Raw genomic sequence first — 18,601 nt, forward strand, 5'->3', positions numbered from 1 at the left:
CACCAAAAACCGCCACTAAAAACGACCATCACGTAACTAAAAATTTGCCGTGATGATGCCCGGGAGGAGACACCAATGCCGACGCTTGGACAGCTGATCGACCGAAACGCAGACCGCTTTGGGGATCAAGATGCTTATGTGGAACTGGACCGCCGTCGCAGTTGGCGCGAGTTGGGTCAGCGAACGGATGCGCTGGCGCATGCGTTGCGGTCGCTGGATGTCCGCAAGGGTGACAGGGTCGGCGTGATCCTACCCGACTGCATCGAGGTCGCAGAAACCATCGGCGCTTGCGCCAAGGCGGGTGCAATTCGCGTGGGTCTGAACTATCGCCTCGCCCCGCGCGAAATCGGCGCGCTGATTGACGACGCGGGCTTGGATGTTCTGATCGTGCAGGACACGAAAGTTGCAATTGCCCAAGAGGCGTTGACCTTCAGCAAGCGTCAACCGGTGCTGGTGGGTGTCGGTGCCCAGCATGCGCTGGAGCAGGATTATGAAACCTTTATCGCAGCAGCATCTGATCGCGGGGCCTTCACCCATACATCGCATGAGCAATTGATGATCTGCTACACAACCGGTTCAACCGGTTTGCCGAAAGGTGCGATCTATCCTCACGCGTTGATGATCGAGTCGATGGGTGTAATCGCTCTGACGGAAGGAGCGGGTCCGGACGATGTCTGGTTGCACGCGATGCCGGCATCGGGCGTTCCGATCATTCACCTGTTGCGTAACATGTTCCACGGCACCAAATGCGCTATTGTCGGCGAGTGGAATGCTGAAACGGCGCTTAAGCTTATTGACCGTGAGCAGGCGACGATCTGCGTTCTGGTGCCGACAATGCTGAACGACCTGCTGTCTTCCGGCCTGATTACGCAATACAATTGCTCGTCGATCCGGCAATTGGGGTATGGGTCTGCGCCAATTCCACCCGCGACAGTGCGCGATGCTCTCAAGGCTTTCGGGTGCAAGTTCTTGCAGATGTTTGGCACGACCGAGCTGATGGGCATGGGCATGATGCTGACCGCAACGGATCATGAACGCGCTTTGAAAGACGGGCACAACTGTCTGGAAAGCGCGGGTCGAGCACTTTATTACGTGGACGTGCGTGTGGTGGATGAGCGGGGCAATGACGTTCCAAACGGTGAGGCGGGCGAGCTGCTGATACACTCGCCCTATGTGATTCCGGGCTATTGGAACCAAGCGGTGGAGTATTCGGAAACCGTCCGTGATGGTTGGCTGCATACCGGGGATATTGCTGTGATCGATGCCGAGGGTTACGTACATCTCAAGGACCGGGCAAAGTTCCGCATCAAGTCCGGCGGATATAACGTGTTCCCGGTTGAGGTCGAAAACTGTCTGGCTGAGCATGATGCAATCGACGAAGTCAGTGTGTTTGGTCTGCCCGATCCGAAATGGGGGGATCGGATTCATGCCGTTGTCACTCTGAACTCTGACACCGCTGTCAGCGGCGCGGAACTGCGTGAGTACTGCCGGGGTAAGATTGCCAACTTCAAGATCCCGAAAGATATCGAGATTTGGGATGCATTGCCCAAAGGCCCGACAGGTAAAATTCAAAAACGCGAAATCATCGAGATTTGCAGTCGCGACGATCAAAGCGGCGCGGCCTGAGCGCCCTTCCTGACCGAATGCTCTTGGTCAGGAAATGAAAGGTCGAAAAACAGTGTGAGGCTTGATCGTTGAAATGCGGTCAAGCCTCGTCGTTTCAATGGCCCACCTCAAATGAAGCAGGCCATCTGGTTGGGCAAGCGACTTAGAAAAATCTCCGTCGCTTGCCTTGTGTATCTACGCCTCCATGTGGCGCAGAACCGATCTCTGAAAGTAGGTCAGCGGAGATTCAGCCCCCGGACCAGCGGCCATTTTGCCAACCACGTATTTGGGCGACATCATCGCACGCTGCATTTTCTCGACGACATACACATCTTCAGTCTGGAAGTCCTGCGTTTCCAGCGGATGCACCTTCCAGTGCGAACTTTTGATCATGCCGGATACTTTGTCATAGCCGGGGATATCCTTGACGGAACCGCGGCTCGACATCCATGATTTTGCGGCCCAGACATAAGCATGCAACCGTGTCACACCTGCGCTTACAGGCTCCATCACTGATATCGAGAAGGACCACGGGCTTGCCACGATCAGGGTTGTCGGGAACAACATGTAGACGCCACCATAGCCTTCTTTCTCAGCATGCGGGATTTTCTTCGCATTCCATTTGTCCATGCGCGTTGACACGAAATTCGGAACACGCGAACGCACGGTTTCATTCTCGGTCGAGTACCAAACCTGATTGTCGCCATAAGGGTCCCAGATGTTCTTGTCCTGAGTTGGGCCGCCAAGAGTGTTCTTGTGCAGATAGGCCAGATGGTATCCGTCGATCGCGTTCTCGAAGAACACTTTCCAGTTGCACTGCATTTCATAGGTTACAGGTTCACCGTAAGATATCAGTTCAGGGCTGGTGATGTCGTGCGGCCAGACAACATCTTCCAATCCGCTGAGCCATTCTGACAAGTCCTGATCGGGTTCGGGATTGACAAAAACAATGCCCTTGAACACCGCGACCGAAGCCCTGTGCAGGCCGTTTTCTTTTTTGTTGATGTCCGGGAAACAGGCTTGCTGGTCAGGGATACCACGCAGCGCGCCATCCAGGCCAAAAGTCCACGAGTGATAGGGGCACACGATCGTCTTGCCCGCATTTCCGCAGCCGTGGTCCAACAGTTCGGTTCCGCGATGTCGGCAAATGTTGTGGAACGCACGCAGTTCGCCGTCGTTTCCGCGGATTACGACCAGGGTAAAGTGCCCTGCCTTGGCCGTCATGTAATCGCCCGCATTGGCAACCTTTGACTCGACGCCAGCAAACACCCAGCTGCGCGAAAACAGCTTCTTGTTTTCCTGCGCCAGCCATTCATCTGATGTGTAGGCTTCGGGTGGCAATTCCTGGGTAGCGACCTCTGGCATTTGGTTTGGCTGTTGCATGAATGATCTCACAAATGGCTGCTAAGTTTTCATTATTGTCATTGTTGACAGGTAACCTTGAACGCGGCATATGTCAATGCAAAGTGATCGTTCACTAATTTTGACGATTTGGAAGAAATTGGCCGCAAGAACTGCGGTTAATCAAGATTTCAAGGGCTCTTGTCCTGAGCCTGATGGAGAGACTGGAAACGCTATGCCGCGCCCGAGTTTAAAACCGCAACGGTCAGAAGAAATCCTTGATGCCTATATGACCTGCGTGGCCCGGTACGGGCTTGATGGCGCCACCCAACAGCGTGTCGCGGCCGAGGCTGGTGTGAAGCGACCATTGTTACGGCACTACCTTGGCAATCGTGACCAGATGATTGAAGCGCTAAATCAGCATGTCGCAGACGCGTTCAACGCGCTGACATTGGAGTTGGACTGTCATCTTACGCAGATCGAAACAGGCGATCAGCTCTTGGAAATCCTATTTGCCGAAGATGAAGAGATCGACCCACGGCTTGCTGCTGCGTGGCAGGGGTTGTCCGCATCAGTCGGGGACCATCCCGAGCTTGCGGAGCCGTTGCTGGAAGTTCTGGCACGTTTTGTGGCGGTTCTTGAGAAATTCCTTGCTCGCGTGTCGCCCGACGCCACGCCAGAACGGGTGAGGGCCGCGGCGCATGGCATTTCAACGATCTTCCTGTCCCTTGATTCACTGGCCGCACTTGATGCGCCGACCAATTGGCGCATGGAATTGAAACGGGCGGCTTCATTGCTGACGAAAACATTGTGATTGCTAGGTCGGATCGCATTCGACACCGTCAGCGGGGCAGACCCTCTTCGGTTTGTGCCTGCGTAGATAGCCAGTGACGAAAGCTGCGCAGCGACGGGTCGTCCGACTTGGTATTAGGCCAAACAAGATAGTAGGCGCCCATCATCTCAACCGCGTCCGGGAAGGCTGCGATCAGTTTGCCTGTCGCGAGGTCCTGTTCGATCAAATAATTGGGCAACAACGCAACGCCAAGACCGTGAACCGCCGCTTGATTGATCGTTGTGTATTGATCGTAAATCGTTCCGGGCAATGCGTCGGGATGGCTAGTCCCCATATGACTGAACCATTCTTGCCAGGCGTGGGGCCGGGTCTGGATGTGCAGCAATGGTAGTTTCAGCAGATCTCGCGGTGATGACGGCGCACCTTTGGGCAGCAGGGATGGCGCGCAAACCGGCAATACACTTTCCACACGCAGCAACAGCCGATCCGTGCCGGGCCAATCGGGTTCACCAAAATGCAGCGCCGCGTCGAAGGGTTCAGAGGTGAAACTGAACGGACGCAGGCGGGTCGACATGTTGATGGTTATTTCCGGGTGCATGCGGGCAAACTCGGGCAATCTGGGCACCAGCCAACGCATTCCGAACGTCGGCAAGATGGCGAGGTTCAGGGTGCCGCCTATAGGAGCCACGTGCAGCTTTAACGAGGCCTGAGCGATCTGGTTCAGACCTTGCCGGACCTCGGCTACATATTCCTGCGCAACCGGGGTCAGCAGCAGGCGTTTGCGATCCCGGCGGATCAGATCGACACCCAATTGGGCTTCCAGTGTTTGTAATTGCCGGCTGACGGCACTTTGAGTCAGGGCAAGCTCATCCGCGACCGCAGAAGCCGAGCCTAAGCGATCCAGCGCTTCAAGGGCGCGGAGTGATGAGATTGAGGGGAAAAGGCGGCGAGGCGTTACCATCTATGCGGTCTGCTCATGAATTGCCCCGTTATCTTGCAGTTATTTGCGCTTTGTTCAAACATCTTGTTGATTGTCTGCTTCAGTAATTGGCTGGGCCTTAAGTCCTCGTCACTGCCACTGCTGCGCATCATAGATCCACCCTTCCTTATGCTGTCCGGCCCAATAACCGATCGCAAACAGTTCGGTCATGTATTCGGGGTCGAAGGGTTCCTGCGGCTTTCTTTGAAATTCCTTGGGGATATAGGTGATGTTGGCTTGAAACCCGTCCCGGTTAGCGAGGGTCAGGATGCTTTCGATATTGCCAAGGCTTTGCGAACGGATCAGCATCTCGAACGCGCGGTTAGCCACTGCGGTTGCATTTCCGGGCAAGGGATCGAAACTCGGTTCCAGCGTTTTGTTGTGGATTAACCAAATGCGGTTTTTTTGGTTGCTCAGCCCAGCGTCCCGCAATAGCTGACGCATCTGCAAGTCGTATGGGTAGGCAAAAATCTCGCGGGTCAGACCGCCATCCACATGCAGTTCTTCGCGTTGAACTTCGCCATTGATCACTTTGATTGTAACTGGTTGGAATACGACAGGTATCGAGACCGAGGCCAAAATTACATCCCGGATCAGCTCCCGTGCGCCCGGTGTGTCGGTTTGGGCGATAGCTCCGATGTTCCACAGCACCGGACGTTCCGCGTCGATGTTGGTGGTGCCGATCAAAAGCTGGCGGCCCAATCTGTGCTGCTCCGCGATCTCGCGGATCAGATCGTCGGTAAGTTCTTGCTTGATCGCCGCTTTCAGTGGCGTTGCTTTGGTCAGGAATCCGCGCCCAAAGACGGCACCCGAAACGTCTAATCGCACGACATCCCGGGTCGCGGTTTCAGTGTAGAACCGCTTCAGACGGCTGTCATATTCCGGACCGAGGAAAGCAAAGGGCGCAATCAGCGCGCCGGTGGAGATTCCGGTGACCACATCAAAGGACGGGCGTGTGCCCTTGGCGGTCCAGCCATTTAGAACGCCGGCCCCAAAAGCTCCGTGCTGGCCGCCGCCTGACAACGCTAGAATGTTCAGGCCTTGTCCCCTTGGAACCTGTGCCAGCGTCTTGCGCATATCCGCATTGAGGGTTGCCAGACGGTCGCGGCTATCATCCTCGAAATACCGGCTGTCCGGGGTTACGCCAACCGGCAGAAAGGTTTCGTAATTTTCGGGCGTCGGCGTAAGTGCTGTCCGATCATAGCTGCCGGCACAGGCGGTTAGCATCAGCACGAGGGCGAAATTGACGCAAATCTTGAATGAGGGCATAGATGAATTGTCCGTCTTGAAAGTGGTGCCGCTCTGTATAGTGCCAAGCATATTTTGTTGAGTGCCAAATCTCTGCAGGCGCCTTAATCTGATTGTATCGTTAGGTAATGTGCGAGATGACACCGATCGAAACGGCGGGCATTGCAAGAGTGCGCTTACTTGCTTCGTTTGATTGTAATCTTTAAATTGTCACCATTGACAGTTGATTGCTGTTTGCCTATCTCGTTTCAAAGCACCGTAAGATCGGGCATGTGTTAATCACTGTTGCTGAGGTCAAAACGCTTAGCTTGCCAACCGTGAAGACGACGGTCCGAGGAGGGGACAGCATGCCGCAAATGTACCATGAGTTACCTGCAGAAGCGTATACATCGCAGGAGTGGTTCGACCGTGAACAGCGAGAGATATTCTCAAAAACATGGCGGTTTGCCGGCTTTATGGAAGATTTGCCCGAGCCAGGCCATTATCTTTCGGTTCAGGCGGGATTGAACAACTTGTTTATCGTCATGGGAAGGGATCGCAGGCTGCGGGCCTTCCACAACATCTGCAGACATCGGGGCACCCAATTGATCCGCGCCGTGGGAAAGACCCAAAAAGCGCTGACTTGCCCCTATCACGACTGGACCTATGATCTTGAGGGCAACCTGATCTCGGTCCCGGATGAGCATCGCGAATATAAGTCCGTCGACAAATCCTGCCTTGGCCTGAAACCTGCTTCGGTCGATATCTGGAAGGGTATGTTGTTTGTGCATCCTGACCCGAATGCAGGGTCGATCATGAAATGGTTTGGCGACGTGGACGATAAGGTCGGACCACACGTGCCAGAAGAACTGGTGGAACACGAGGACACCTCGAACATCTATGAAATCAAGGCCAATTGGAAAATCGTCGTCGAGAATTACATCGACGTCTACCATCTGAGCCACCTGCATTCGAACACGTTGCAGATGTATGACCACGCCAATGCGCAATATGGTTGGTACGGGCCGCACTACATCTTTTGGGAACCGCCGGTCGAAGAGTTCGCCAAAGATCAGAACAAAAAGCTTCAGATGCCGCGGGTCGTTCCCGAAGATCAGAATGGTGCATGGGTGCCGATGCTGTTTCCAGGGGTCGGAATTGGTGCGTCAGAGGACGTGTGGAACGTCTTTATCATTACCCCGCTTGCTCCGGACAGGACGCGGATTCTGAACCGGACGCGTGTTGCCAATGCCTCGGGCTGGGAGTTTTCGAAACAGGCCACCCGGTCGGCGTCTTTCTGGAACAATTTTGGCATCAAAGGCAAATATGACGGTGATGATGCGTATGATAAAAACGATCCGATGGCCTCGGGCGATTTCACGCAAGAGGACATCTATGCCTGTGAACAGCAACAGAAATCCCTGACGTCGCCCTATTTCGAGGTTGGTCCAGCCGCAGTTGGGGAAAGCCCGGTGGTTCAGCACCAAAGGGTCGTTCGCGATTGGTTGCAAGAAGAATGATCAACCCCGACGGCCGGTTGTCGATTGCGACTTTGCTGCGGGTCTTTCGCACAAAGATCGTAACGACCTGGGGTCTGACCCTGGTTGAAACGGCGTTGTTTACCCTTCTTCCCCTGTTGATCGGCTATTCGATCGACGGTCTGTCGAATGGGGACTGCACGTCGTTCATCCATTTCGGTGTTGCGATGGCGGCGCTGTTGGTTGTGTCGACGTTGCGGCGTATTTATGACACGCGGGCCTATGGCACGATCCGCGTCGAATTGGGCAAGGCGCAGGCCAAGCGGGATGCGGGGCGCGAGGTCTCGGTGCTGAATGCGCGTGTTCTGATGGCGCGCGAGCTGGTTGATTTTCTGGAAAATGAGGCCCCTGAATCGATGGGTGCAGTCGTGCAGGTTCTGGTCTCGGTCGGTATTCTGATGTCCTTTCACGGGGCACTTGCCACCGCGGCAGGGGCCGCTGCGGTGATTATCATGATCATCTTTACCTTGTTTTCGCGTCGCTTTTTCCGCCTGAATGGGCTGTTGAACCACCAGTCAGAAAGACAGGTTACTGCGTTGCAAAGCATGGATCTGAAAAAGATCGGCCAACACTTGTTTCGATTGCGCACGCATGAGGTTCGGTTGTCGGATTCCGAGGCTATTGTCTACGCTGCGATTTTTGCCGTCTTGCTCAGCATGCTGGGCTTCAATCTGTGGTTTGCAGCGACGCAAAGCGGGGCGACGGCAGGGCAGATCTTCTCGGTTGTCACCTATTCGTTCGAGTTTGTGCAATCGGTTGTGGTTTTACCGATGGTCTTGCAAAGCCTTGCGCGCTTGTCCGAGATTACCGAGCGGATCAACGCGCCAGCATCAAAACAGGGTGCCAATGCCTAAACCGTTCAATTCAAACACCCGGCCCATTTCGGGTATCATCACACATCCTGCCCATTCGCACGGCACGAATTTCGGAGGCTCAAATGACCAGAGATTTTCACCCGCTTGAGGTGCTTGAAACGCGTAATGAGATCGGCGGGCAGGCCAAATCCGTCATGTTCGACGTGCCGCCACATCTGGCCCAAGACTTTGCCTGGCGTGCCGGTCAGCACCTGACCCTTCGCTTTTGGATCAAAGGTGAAGAGGTGCGCAGAAGCTATTCGATCTCGTCTTCGCCCGTTTCAGGGGATCCGCTGCGTATCACCGTCAAACGGGTGAAAAAGGGGCTCGTCAGCAACCATATTAACGATACAGTTCAAAAGGGTGATGTGATCGACGTCATGCCGCCATTCGGCAGTTTTTGTCTGGATACAGACACGGAGGAACGGCGCACACACTATTTCTTTGGGGCGGGCAGTGGTATCACCCCGTTGCATTCCATGCTTCAGTCCGTGCTTTTGGCCGAGCCGTGGTCGGTTGCGCATCTGGCCTATGGCAATGCAAACGCAGACAGTATCCTGTTCAAAGATGAGTTTGCCGAATACCAACAGACGTTTCCGGAACGCCTGACGGTGCATCACCTTCTGTCCAAGCCTTCAATGTGGTCCAGTTTCGCCTATTGGCGTAGGGGTGTCATCGACAAGGATGCGATCGAGGCACTGATCACGGAAAATCCGCCTTATGCCCAGAATGCCCAGTACTACATCTGTGGTCCCGGCGGGATGAACAAAGCGGTCAAAGACGCGCTTATGTCTCTGGACGTGCCTGCCGGTCGGATACACATGGAAAGCTACGGCGGCGCGCAAGAAACCGATGACAGTGTCAAGGGCGTTGATGCCGTTGTGGACATAACGCTGAACGGACAGCGACAATCGGTTCAGATGACATCTGGTCAGACGATCTTGCAGGCTGCTCAACACGCGGGGTTGGAGCCGCCATATTCCTGCCAGTCTGGGGTCTGTGGGGCGTGCCGGTGTCAGGTGAAAAAAGGCGCGGTTCATATGCGGGCGCGAACCGCTTTGGATGATAATGAGATCGCGAAAGGTGCCGTCCTGTCCTGTCAGGCGGTTGCCACGACGGACAAGCTTGCGGTCAGTTACGATTAACCCGGCCATTGGCCGGGCCGTCGCCGTCAGGTTTTGTCTTCCAGTGTTTCAGCCAATTTCAGCGCAGCGAAATAGGACGAATAACCCCATGTTTTTGGAGGTTTGAGCGGAATGAAAGCATCCGTAGTGATAAACAGGTTTACGATTCCGTGGGCGACGATCTCACAGGCTTGTTTGTCGGCTTTCGGGTGCGACGCAAGAACGATATCTATCGCGACCTTATAAAAGGCCTCCATCGATTCCAGCAGCGGTTTGCGAAGTTCTGGGTAGATCTCAATCGAGTTGACGAGGGCCTGGTAACAAATGTTAGTCCGCGGATCCATCTCGCCGTCTGAGTTAAACAAGGCTTCGATCAGATTACGGACACCGGGGTGACCGGCCAGTGCGGCGCGCAATGTCTCACTCTGTCTGTTGAATGTTTCGACGACATGCTCACCTAGCGCCAGAACCATGGCTTTGCGGTTGCCAAGGTGATGACGGATCAGCGGACGCTTCAACCCGGCCTGCGCCGCGATATGTTCAAGCGTGGCACCTTCGACACCATACAGTACGACGCACGACATAAAGGCATCGAGGACTTCTTTTTTACGTTGATCTTGTACCGAGGGTCGACCCATGCGATTACCCTTACACAGAAACGGAATTTTAGAGATATCTTAGTTGAAATTGACTGTCAATACTGACAGTCAATTTAAGTTTAGAGTGTCTACCGCTCTTCAGCGCTTTCTGCATTAGTGCCCATCGTTCCAGACGATAATCTAACGCAAGCAGTGTTCAAGCGTCCCGGTGGGGCGAACTGTTTGAGGGCGGTGGGTCTAGGTGAAAAGCCCAAGCCTTTCTCCTCCCGCCACATCCGCAAATCTGTTGAGATTTGGGAACAGAGTGTTCAGTGCCGAAGGTTGCACACCAAACCAAATAGATAGGTCAGCATAAAGTTGATCGGTCGAGGTCGTTGGAATCAAAACACCGTCACCCACATCAAGTTTGTTGTCGCTGGCCAGGCCGAGTTCGGGGTAGTCCCCCAGAATCAGCCCGCCTTTGACAGCATTGCCCATAACCAGGGTATTGCCGCCCCAACCATGATCCGTACCGTTGCCATTCGACGTCAGCGTCCGGCCGAAATCTGATCCGGTGAATGTCACGACACGATCGGCCAACCCCATGTCGTCAAGCGTTGCCTGAAAGGTGCCGAGCGCTTCGGACAATACGCGCAGCATACGGGCATGGTTCGCCAACAGTTCATCATGATGGTCCCAGCCAATATAGCGCACGAAAAACGTTTGCTGCTCGTGACCCAGCCGGTCCGAGGCGGCAATCGTCTTGGCAACCATACGCAATTGCTGTGCAAGGTCCGAGGAGGGGAAGGACCGGGGTATCTTGATCCCACGGGTCGCGGATTTAAACGTCTCGTGTTTGGACTGCGCGTCGCGGGTCAGGTTCAGATATGTCTCGCGAAAGGGGTCGCCGTTTTGATCGGCATTCATCATTCGGTTGAAACTGTCCAAAAGCAGGTTGTTGAGCGGACTTTTCTCTTCTTTCACGTACAGACCGACGCTGCCCTTGTCTGTGATTGCATATGGCAAGTCGATCTTGCCGTTCTGCGCAATGTTGTTTCCGGCCAATGAGATGTTCATGCCGATCTCGTGCGCCGATTTTGAGGGCTGTAGGTCATCGGCAAAGAACCCGAACCATCCGTCGTTCACACGCAGATCCGGACGCGAGGTTTGCCAGTGTTTGAACTGGTCCGCGTGGCTCAGCAGTCCCAGGGGGAGTGCGGCCGAGCCGTCGTAGAACTGCTCTTTCCGGACTCGTTCGATCAAGGGCCCAACATTGGCGACAAAAGAGAGGCGCCTTTGATCGAACAGCTCGGCCATTTCGGGCATCGAAGGGTGCAGGCCAAAGCTGCGGCCCAGCCGATCTTTGGGCGTATCCAAGTCCAGCAGCTCACCTCGCGAAAGGGCAAGATTGGCCCGCGTTTCCGAGTATTGGCCGTGCGCGATTTTGTCCTTTGGCACCAGCATGTTGAAGCTGTCATTGCCGCCATCCAACATAACAAAAACAAGCGCCCTGCGGGCCGGTTTGATCATTCCCGTCCCTGCTTGCACCAAACCGGGCAGTGCGGCACCCATCATCGCGCCAGTCGCGGCAACACCGGTCGAGGACAAAAACTGCCGGCGCGTAAAGGATTTGGTCAGCATGGGCTCAGGCCTCCTGCACGGTGAATTCTGGGGAAACGGCAATCATGAAGGCGATGGTCTGCACCACCCATTCGGGATTGTCCGCATACTGAACATAGGCCTGCTTGATCCGTTTGCGCACTTCGGCATCAGTCCGACCGGTCAACAGTACGGAAATCCGATCTATCAGCTCATCATGACGGCCACGGTTCTGTGCGATTTTTATCTCTTCGCTCAGGTCGAAGCGCAGCGCGTTCTTGGAATTGGCCCATAGCGTATCGGGGTCAAATTCCATCACCATCATCTGTTCAGGGCCCGTGCCGATCTGAGTCGAGACCAGCGGCAAGTAGCCGCCAAAGAACCAGTAGTAGATGTTGTTGACATAAGCGACTGAGGTCGCGGCTGTGTGCAGCTCGAACTCGGGCGCGCGAAGGCCCATTTTCTGCAATGCGCCGTGCGGGGTGAAATCGGGTTTGTAGAAATTGAACACCGTGGGCGCGGACAGCGGATGCATCTGCAGCGCCTCTTGAATGTCATCACCCAGCAGCCACAGCTTGCCGGTTTGGTTATGTGCTCCAAACGCAAGCAGAACCTGCGTGACGCGATGCAGGGGCGATTTCAGCTTTTGGGACTGTACTACTTTTGTCGGGGATTTGTATGCCGAAGGCAGACGTTTGGCGGCAACCTCATTGGTCAATGGGTAGGTCAGGATTGTGCGAACTGCGCTTTTCAAATCTCCGTTTGGACCAAACGCCTGCGACACCGCTTCGACATAGGCGGGCGAGGGATTGGAGGTGACCAGCCGGTTGATCAGATGGGTTGCGATGAACGGCGCGGTCGTAGGGTGGGCAACCAGTTGGTCGATGATCGAACGAATTTCTTTTGGTCCGGACTGATCGCCGGGCAGGGTCAGACGACCGTTCAGCAGGGACTTTGCGCCGCGGTCGTGATAGGCCTCTTCCACGATCATCGGTTTTGTGGCGTCGATGAAAGGCACTGTCTTATAGGCGTTTTCGACCCCGTCATCAAACTGAACGGGATAGCCGTTATAGCTGTTTTCCCAGAACGATGTGTTCCACTCGTACTTATAGGCCGCGGGCAACAAGCCGGTGAAGACGCGAGCAAGCTCCTTGATGTCGCGATTGTCATAGGTCGGGATCGGATCCCCACTGGCATCCAGTTTCTCGGTGCCATCGGGGTTCAGCTCGAACAAGCCAATCGAAAACAGCTGCATGATCTCACGCGCATAGTTTTCATCCGGATGGATGTTCTTTGCCTCGTTCGCCTTTTGATTGGTCATATGCGACAGGTAGATACCCATCATCGGGTGCATCGACACATCGTACAGAAGTTCTGAATAACTGCCGAACGCGTGCTTATAGAGCAGGTCATAGTAATTCGCCATCCCGATGGCATCCAGCTCCAGCGATGACGCGTCCGAGATGACCAGGATCTCGGACAGTGCCTGCGCAACACGCTAGCGCAGCAAGTCGTCGCGTTGCGTCAGGGTGTGGTTCCACCAGGCCATGTGGAAATACCATTTATAGGGCAGGGCGGGGTTGTTGCCGTCGCCGTTGATCGCCCATTCGCCATGCGCGCGTTTTAGGCGCTTTCGGAAGCTTTTCCAAATCTTGCGAGTGGACTTTTCGAACGGCCCATTGTTTCCGACCGAGGCGTTCAGCTGATCATCCAACCAGCGTTCCGGGCCGGTCTTGCTGACCTGATGCAGTAATCTCTGATCGGCCCCAAGCGTGGCCTGCATCAAGAATCGACTGGTGTCTTCCAAGGATGACTTCATGGTGGATGGCGGTCCTTTAGATCTGACGACAGTAACTGGGATTGGCATAAATTGTCATGTGAGACAAAATAAAACTTAGCCCCGCCGTTTCAACCCGAAGAATTCGATATCCGCAAAAAAATGCCCCGTTTCCGGGGCAGTTGGGGTCAAATTTGAAAGGTAGCTTTAGTTTGCGTAATTCATTTTCAAACCAAGCGATGAGGTATTGCCATCGTATTCGATCGCCGCGTCTTCGAAGGCCGGCAACGATCTGACGCCTGCGCCCTTGGAATATGCCCAACCTTCTTGCGGGATCGGCCCTTTCATCTCGAACTGGCCGTTATCGTTCTGGTCATGGTGGATCATGATCGCAAGCTGTCCGGGATTCTGGTTTTTGAGAGTTCCGGAAACCGAGCTACCTGATGCCGGGATCTTTGCGTAGCCCACGATTTTCGCCATTTGGCTTTGGTCAAATGCGGCCTTATCGTCAAATGCCAGGACGTGGATGACGCCCCCGCGTCCGGCGTCAACACCAGTGATATCGATCTGTATGTCCCCAGCCGTAGCCTGGGAGGCCGCCAGAGCCATAAGGCCAGCGAAGAAAGCAGTCTTGGTCATTGAGTTTCTCCTGAACAGTTAACCAATGTAAATTCCGAACAGACGCCATGCGAGATCCTGCACGACGTAAAGCAGCCCGAAGGCGAACCACATGATCGTGATGGCGTAGAAAAGCGGCGGGTTTTCTCGGCTGTCGATTGTTTCAATCAAAAAGGCCTGGCCGGTCATGAAGGATGAGGCGGCCCACCACATGAACAGCAACCCCCAGATCGCGTAGACCTGAAACCATGTGGCCAACAGCAAACATAAGAAGATGATCCAAGAAAGGGGGTGGGATTTGAGGTATTGCATTGAACTTCTCTATCTATTTTCGGGGTTTGTGCCCGCATCAAAGTGGGCACGACGATGGGTTACCTATGCCTCAAAAAACTGCGTGGCTTTAAAGAGGCTGTGTAATATTCTGGCTTGCCGCCATTGCAGATCAGTTGAAGTTCCGTCCACGCGGGCGACGCGCCAGCTGTTTAGTCATGGATTGCCTGAAGCTGGTCGAATTGCGCCTTGTCCAACCGGTAGAACATCAGGGCAACAATCGAGGCCATGTATATGAAGAGGCTAAGGCAGGCATAGTTCCATCCTAGTGCACGGGTGACCTCTGGGGTCAGGTTCGATTGATCTGGCGCTTCCGGAAAGCCAACATATGCCAGAAACATTCCAGAGATCGCTAACCCGCCAGCCGTCCCTGCCTTAAGCACGAATGTGATGACCGACGTGATGATCCCTTCGTTCTGGAAACCGTTCTGGCTGATACCCAATTCGACGACGTCGGCCGTCATCGACGTCAGCAAAGACGTGGTCCAGACAATCAGGATGATTTGCAGAATGCCGTGAACAAACAGCAACCAGATCAAAAGCTCGGTGCCATTTGCAGGGAAGAACCCGATTTCACGCAGCACGTAAGGGGCAACACCCACAACTGCCGAGAGGATCGACAGGTAGATCGCGCTCGACTTTTTGTCGCCGGATCGTGCGATGGGTTTCAGGGTTACGCCCGCTATCAAAGCGCCGATCAGGTTGGCCATCAGGATCAGAGCTATTTGGTCATTATTCAGCTCCCAAAAGAACGAGGTCAGGTAGGTCCACAAAGCTGCTCCGATCCCGGCGCCCACAGCGAAAATGGCCGAGCTTACAAATATGGCAAGTAATGCGGGCAGCTTGAACGCCGCGAAAAACTGTCTGAAGAACCCTGAGATGCTGTAAGTCGCCACATGCGAAATATCCAGCATTCTATTCTGCCATTTGCGCGTGCCCAATGCGGTGACAGTGATAGCCAGCGCTATGAGGATTGCGCCGACAAGGCCTGCTTCCTGATAGCCGGCTTGGTTGAGGATTCCGTAAGGCATCGTGTCAGTCGGAACCAACCAGATCACATACATCGCGATGACCATGATCTGACCGGCAATCCAAGTGACCGAGACCTTGAGGCCAGACAACATGGTTCGTCCGCCATAGTCCTTGGTCAACTCTGGCACCATCGCGTTGTGTGGTACATCAAACAACGTCATCGCCGTCCGCAGAAGGATCGTTGTGATCAGCAGGAACCAGAATAGCTGGGTCTCTGAGGTCAGTGCTGCAGGTGGGTTCCAAATTAACCAGAAAAGGAGCGCGACAGGTATGATCGCCGCGTAGATGAACGGGTGGCGCTTGCCAGCACGAGAACGCGTGTTATCCGACAAGTAACCAACAACAGGATCGGACACAGCGTCGAACATTAGAGCAATGAAAAGGGCAAACCCCACCGTCTCAGCTGGAAGGCCGATGACCAGATTGTAGTAGATAAGCAGGAAGAAGCTAAGACCGTTCGACAAGATGCCGTTGGCAATGCCGCCTGCCCCGTAAAACAGCTGCATGCCGACCGGTGGGCTTTCAGTACTGGTATTCATATTCTCCTCCGGAACTTCTTGCAGCAAGGCGGTGAGTGATCGATCACTCAAAGCAGATCATAAGGATCGTTTTTTGTCAAAGGTGTTAGACAATGGTACCTAACGACCGCGTTTGAGAAGCAAATGACCGCCGAAGCAATAGGCAAAAAGCAGCGGCCATTCGCGTAGTGGAGTGCCAATCCCGACCGCGTTCGCGGTCGGGTGCTTGATCAGAAGTTATGCGACAGGCTCACACGTACAGCGGTGCCGGAAACATCCCGGATCTGCAGGCCCGCGTCAGGTTCGTTCACATCGCCAAGCGTACCATATGTGACATCAACCAGAATTCGGGTCTGACCAATCGAGTGAACGGCACCCAGCGTGATACCTTTGCCGCCGCCTTCGTAGTCGAAGCCAACAAAACCGCCTTCAGGTTCCGAGCGGGATAGAATGCCGTAGAAGTACCATTTCGGGTTCAGCAGGTAGCCGACGCCAATTTGGTAGTCGACCGAATTTTCCGCAAATTCCGCAAGCGGACCGCCAAGAACCGGAGACTCTACGGCGACATCATCCCAGTTCCTCCAACGGATCGATCCAAAGGCACCCCAGGGGCCCCTGATCGCACTTTGCACGTTCAGTGCGACCGTCTGAGGGGTGCTCAATTGCGTCGTCACGTCAGATGGCGAAAGGGGTTGCAGCTGTTCGACACCATCCAGATCGTGATCGATTTCCGAGTAGTATGTCAGGTCGGCGCGAAACGCGATCTCCGGGATCTCATACGCGGCACCCACAAGGAAACCGGGGTTGAAGTCACCCTCGGAATCCAGCGAGTAGCTGAGAGAGGGATTGATCAGCGCACCGCTGAAATCGTTAATCTTTTCGAACCGAACCCCGGCAAAGGCACTGAAGTTTTCATTGAACTTGTACCGCGCCATCAAGGCGACCTCGGTGCCGCGATACCTGACGTTGGTGCCAGCAGAAGGAGCGCCCGTACCGGTTGGGTACAGTAGCTTATAGTTGACCGAGTTGAAGCCGTGGATTGCGACTGCCCATTTGTCGCCTACGTCCTGTTTGTAGGCCAGGGACAGGCCGCTAATGCTGGGTGTGACGTTACCTGTTGGCTGTCCGAACTCAGTGCCTTCGGTTTTTGAGTCGGCCCATCCTCCGGTGATCTCGACATAGCGGCCCTGCTCAAAAAGGAACCGGTTTACCGACGGAAACCCCTCGATCCCGCCAGCAAATGCTGGGCTTGAAATCAAGCCCGCACCCAACGCCAATGTTGCAATTTTCTTCATTCTTCCCTCCCTTTCCTCGGCTTTGTGTCTTTAATTGTGCCGAGGGGATCTGATGTGACCGTGGCGCAAGGGCGCTTTGGCCTGTTGAAAGCGCCGTGGTTTGCGCATGGTCGTGCAACCATCGAATGACGTGTCTTCAAATGGTTGTGTTTCCGGCCTGTGGAACTGTTTGCGGTGCAGAAGGGAGGCGCGCAGCGTGTGGCCGCCGCAATTACATGCGATGGCGGAATGTGGTCTTCCTTTTGAATGCAACGCCGCGCCCCTGATGTGGGCCGCTTTGCAGCAGGCAATACCAATTGGTTCGGCGAACAAGCCGATTGCGCGTTTTTTCATAGTCCCTGTCGTTTTTTGCAGCCCAGTCTTAGGCCGGATTTTTGGTCTGACTATTGCGGTGCGAGTAGCCCCGGGCTGACACCTCCTCGTTGCTTAGAATTTTTGATTGGCGCGCTCCTCCTGGCTCTGCGCCGCGTTTCGGAACAACTGTTCTGCGCGAACCCTACCAACGACCCGAATGTATTCTGGATTGGTCATGGATTTGCCCCTGTTGCTTGCCTGTTGGCAATTTGTTTGTCTGTTATGACAGTTATTTGTTGCACATAGCTGACATCTTTTCAATACGTTTGTATTGTACGTTTGAATTGGAATATTCTTTCGTGGCAAACGTTGTATTTTCAGGGCTTTGATCCAGTTCTCACAAACACCAAGGTTCCGCTCACACTTTTGCGGGATTTACGCTAGGAAAGGCCGATGACGCAAAATTTGACAGAGAATCGGGCCAAACAGCGCGACAAGAACCGAGAACAGAAGCGACGCGAACTTGCCGAGAACGCGATTGCGACAATTGCGCGGGCTGGATACGCCAACACCACCTTGCGGGATATCGCGGCCTCGACCGGCGTGTCGCTGGGCAAAATACAGTATTATTTTCCCGAAAAAGAGGGATTGCTGTTGTATTGCGTAGATCTGTCAGTCGACCGTTTCACGTCACAGCTGAACGAGATTCTAGATGCAGAACTCAGCCCACGCGAGGCACGCGGTGCCTATATCGAGCTGTTTGCCCATTCGATCCTCAACTATGCGCATCTGCACAGGCTTTGGTATGACATCCGCAATCAGGCTATGTTCGATAGCCAGCTCAGGCCGCGAGTTGCTGACGTCGAGGCTCGGTTTGTCGCAATTTGTGACGAGCTCGGAAAAAAATTTGCTGTCGATGATGTGCGTGGTGTGGAAATCTATGTGATGCTGGACGGTGCCTTTCGGTATTACATCCAGCAAAGCATAGCTGGGATGCCAATCACGGCCGAGGACATCGCGCGGCACCTAAAACGCATTATCGGTTACCTGACGGGTGAAATGTAAGCTACGGACCAATACTCCGCCGTCTCGCAATTTG

The 18,601-nt window shown here is 54.4% G+C and carries 16 protein-coding genes and 1 pseudogene; 6 read left to right on the forward strand and 11 right to left on the reverse strand.

Annotation, left to right across the window (positions count from 1 at the left end; all coding sequences use genetic code 11):
* The first annotated feature begins 75 nt into the window (after positions 1-75).
* Positions 76-1,626, forward strand: coding sequence for a class I adenylate-forming enzyme family protein (locus AC2FLA_RS07440; RefSeq protein ID WP_496721473.1), 1,551 nt, complete (start codon positions 76-78; stop codon positions 1,624-1,626).
* A 174-nt stretch (positions 1,627-1,800) separates the two neighbouring features.
* On the opposite strand, the gene AC2FLA_RS07445 is transcribed toward AC2FLA_RS07440, so the two are convergent.
* Entirely contained in the window at positions 1,801-2,988 is a 1,188-nt protein-coding gene (locus AC2FLA_RS07445) for an aromatic ring-hydroxylating oxygenase subunit alpha (RefSeq protein ID WP_496721474.1), read from the reverse strand.
* Between the two features lie 193 nt (positions 2,989-3,181).
* Between AC2FLA_RS07445 and AC2FLA_RS07450 the strand changes: the two genes are divergently transcribed.
* Entirely contained in the window at positions 3,182-3,760 is a 579-nt protein-coding gene (locus AC2FLA_RS07450; protein WP_496721475.1) for a TetR/AcrR family transcriptional regulator, read from the forward strand.
* A gap of 28 nt (positions 3,761-3,788) precedes the next feature.
* Here AC2FLA_RS07450 and AC2FLA_RS07455 read toward each other — a convergent pair whose 3' ends face one another.
* On the reverse strand, positions 3,789-4,700 hold the full coding sequence (locus AC2FLA_RS07455) for a LysR family transcriptional regulator (protein WP_496721476.1): 912 nt from the start codon (positions 4,698-4,700) through the stop codon (positions 3,789-3,791).
* 108 nt (positions 4,701-4,808) lie between these two features.
* Positions 4,809-5,987, reverse strand: a complete 1,179-nt coding sequence (locus AC2FLA_RS07460) for a patatin-like phospholipase family protein (RefSeq protein WP_496721477.1) — start codon at positions 5,985-5,987, stop codon at positions 4,809-4,811.
* Between the two features lie 326 nt (positions 5,988-6,313).
* On the opposite strand from AC2FLA_RS07460, the gene AC2FLA_RS07465 reads away from it, so the two are divergent.
* The 3 genes from AC2FLA_RS07465 to AC2FLA_RS07475 all read left to right on the forward strand — a co-directional run bounded on the left by AC2FLA_RS07465 (position 6,314) and on the right by AC2FLA_RS07475 (position 9,482).
* On the forward strand, positions 6,314-7,465 hold the full coding sequence (locus AC2FLA_RS07465) for an aromatic ring-hydroxylating oxygenase subunit alpha (protein ID WP_496721478.1): 1,152 nt from the start codon (positions 6,314-6,316) through the stop codon (positions 7,463-7,465).
* A complete protein-coding gene (locus AC2FLA_RS07470) occupies positions 7,462-8,337 on the forward strand; it encodes an ABC transporter six-transmembrane domain-containing protein (RefSeq protein ID WP_496721479.1) in 876 nt (291 codons plus the stop codon). Before AC2FLA_RS07465 ends, AC2FLA_RS07470 begins: the two co-directional genes overlap by 4 nt.
* Before the next feature lie 83 nt (positions 8,338-8,420).
* Entirely contained in the window at positions 8,421-9,482 is a 1,062-nt protein-coding gene (locus AC2FLA_RS07475) for a 2Fe-2S iron-sulfur cluster-binding protein (protein ID WP_496721480.1), read from the forward strand.
* Positions 9,483-9,508: 26 nt separating this feature from the next.
* Here AC2FLA_RS07475 and AC2FLA_RS07480 read toward each other — a convergent pair whose 3' ends face one another.
* From AC2FLA_RS07480 to AC2FLA_RS07515, 8 genes and pseudogenes are all read right to left on the reverse strand, one after another.
* Positions 9,509-10,099: a TetR/AcrR family transcriptional regulator gene (locus tag AC2FLA_RS07480; RefSeq protein WP_496721481.1), complete on the reverse strand. Its 591-nt coding sequence runs from the start codon at positions 10,097-10,099 to the stop codon at positions 9,509-9,511.
* Positions 10,100-10,297: 198 nt separating this feature from the next.
* A complete protein-coding gene (locus tag AC2FLA_RS07485; protein WP_496721482.1) occupies positions 10,298-11,680 on the reverse strand; it encodes a DUF1501 domain-containing protein in 1,383 nt (460 codons plus the stop codon).
* 4 nt (positions 11,681-11,684) lie between these two features.
* Positions 11,685-13,124, reverse strand: a pseudogene (locus AC2FLA_RS07490) (DUF1800 family protein); the annotation flags it as partial.
* A 12-nt stretch (positions 13,125-13,136) separates the two neighbouring features.
* Positions 13,137-13,457, reverse strand: coding sequence for a hypothetical protein (locus AC2FLA_RS07495; protein WP_496721483.1), 321 nt, complete (start codon positions 13,455-13,457; stop codon positions 13,137-13,139).
* 165 nt (positions 13,458-13,622) lie between these two features.
* Complete coding sequence (locus tag AC2FLA_RS07500) at positions 13,623-14,054, reverse strand: DUF2141 domain-containing protein (protein WP_282169590.1); 432 nt, start codon at positions 14,052-14,054, stop codon at positions 13,623-13,625.
* 18 nt (positions 14,055-14,072) lie between these two features.
* On the reverse strand, positions 14,073-14,345 hold the full coding sequence (locus AC2FLA_RS07505; protein ID WP_108859614.1) for a hypothetical protein: 273 nt from the start codon (positions 14,343-14,345) through the stop codon (positions 14,073-14,075).
* Positions 14,346-14,515: 170 nt separating this feature from the next.
* A complete protein-coding gene (locus AC2FLA_RS07510) occupies positions 14,516-15,934 on the reverse strand; it encodes an MFS transporter (protein WP_496721484.1) in 1,419 nt (472 codons plus the stop codon).
* 209 nt (positions 15,935-16,143) lie between these two features.
* Complete coding sequence (locus AC2FLA_RS07515) at positions 16,144-17,208, reverse strand: hypothetical protein (protein ID WP_496721485.1); 1,065 nt, start codon at positions 17,206-17,208, stop codon at positions 16,144-16,146.
* A 747-nt stretch (positions 17,209-17,955) separates the two neighbouring features.
* Between AC2FLA_RS07515 and AC2FLA_RS07520 the strand changes: the two genes are divergently transcribed.
* Positions 17,956-18,567, forward strand: a complete 612-nt coding sequence (locus AC2FLA_RS07520; RefSeq protein WP_496721486.1) for a TetR/AcrR family transcriptional regulator — start codon at positions 17,956-17,958, stop codon at positions 18,565-18,567.
* The last annotated feature ends 34 nt before the right edge of the window (positions 18,568-18,601 follow it).

The organism is Ruegeria sp. CDSA033 (assembly GCF_059612305.1).